Source organism: Bradyrhizobium sp. (genome assembly GCF_030697065.1).
Lineage (GTDB): Bacteria > Pseudomonadota > Alphaproteobacteria > Rhizobiales > Xanthobacteraceae > Bradyrhizobium.
The window spans coordinates 1-1,337 of sequence record NZ_JAUYQU010000079.1 but is presented as its reverse complement, the minus strand read 5'-3'; the positions used below and the strand labels follow the sequence as shown (position 1 = coordinate 1,337).

Below are 1,337 nucleotides of genomic sequence, written 5' to 3'. Positions count from 1 at the left end.
GATCCCGCAGGTGTCGGGCTTCGTCGCCAAGGCCGGCCGCCACGGCGTGTTCGGCTGATGCGCGAGGAACTGCATCGCTTTTTCCGGGCGGCGCGCGGCGCCGGCGTTCGGGTCAGCCCGGCGGAAAGCATCGATGCCATGAAGGCGGTGGCCGATGTGGGGTTTGCCGAGCGCGGCATCCTGCGCGACACGCTGCTGCTGACACTGGCCAAGAGCCAGGACGAAAAGCAGGCGCTCGGCGACTGTTTTGACCTGTTCTTCAGCCAGCCCGAGGTTCCGGAAGAAACCGCGCCGGAGGATGGCGCCGACAGCAAGGGCGCGGATTCCGCGCAAGGCGAGAACGAGCCGGGCGAGCCCGGCGCACCGGCACCGGAGCTTGGCGATCTCGCGCAGATGCTGATGTCGCGCGACCGCAATGCGATCGCGGCCGCGATGGCGGCGGCGTCGAATGCCGCCGCGCTATCCGACATCCGCTATTTTACCCAGCGGGGCATCTTCTCGTCGCGGATTCTGGAGCAACTCGGCATCGAGCGGCTGCGCGACGACCTCGACGCGTTGACGGCGACAAATCCCGGCGATGCCGAGCGGCTGGCGGCAGCGCTCGAGGCGCTGCGCGAAAATGTGCGCGAGGTCGTCAACCAGGCGCTCGTTCTTTACGGGCGCGAGGAAACCGAGAATCTGCGCAACGAGATCCTGCGCAACGCGCCGCTGGCCCGGCTCGAACGCCGCCAGGTGGAGCAGATGAAGGCGCTGATCCGCGCCATCGCGCGGCGGCTGCGCGAGCGTTACAGCAAGCCGCGCAAGCGGCAGCGGCGCGGCCATCTCGACACAAGGAAGACGCTGCGGCGCAACGCCGCCTGGGGCGGTGTGCCGTTCCTCACCTCCTGGAAACGCCGCCACCGCGACCGCCCGAAGATCGTGGCGATCTGCGACGTCTCGGGATCGGTGGCGCAGGTGTCCGATTTCTTCCTGCTGCTGATCCACAGCCTGCACGAGGTGGTGGACGACGTGCGCTCGTTCGCGTTCTCCGGCCATCTGATCGAGGTCTCCGGCATCCTCGACACCAAATCGCCCGAGGAGGCGATGAGCGAGATCATGTCGAAGGTCGGGTTCGGCTCGTCCGACTATGGCGGCTCATTCAAGGATTTCGAAAGGAACTTTCTCCGCAGCGTGACGCCCAAGACTACGGTGATCGTGCTCGGCGATGCCCGCACCAATAACCTCGATCCGCGCGCCGACATCCTGCGCACGATTTCAGAGCGCTCCAAGCGGCTGGTCTGGCTCAATCCGGAAGGGCGCATGGCCTGGGGCTGGGGCGATTCCGAAATGCCGCGCTA

General features: G+C 66.8%; 1 protein-coding gene. It reads left to right on the top strand.

The window, feature by feature from the left end; all coding sequences use genetic code 11:
• Positions 1-57: 57 nt before the first annotated feature.
• A partial coding sequence (locus Q8R73_RS05330; protein ID WP_305718491.1) for a VWA domain-containing protein occupies positions 58-1,337 on the top strand: 1,280 nt, incomplete at its 3' end.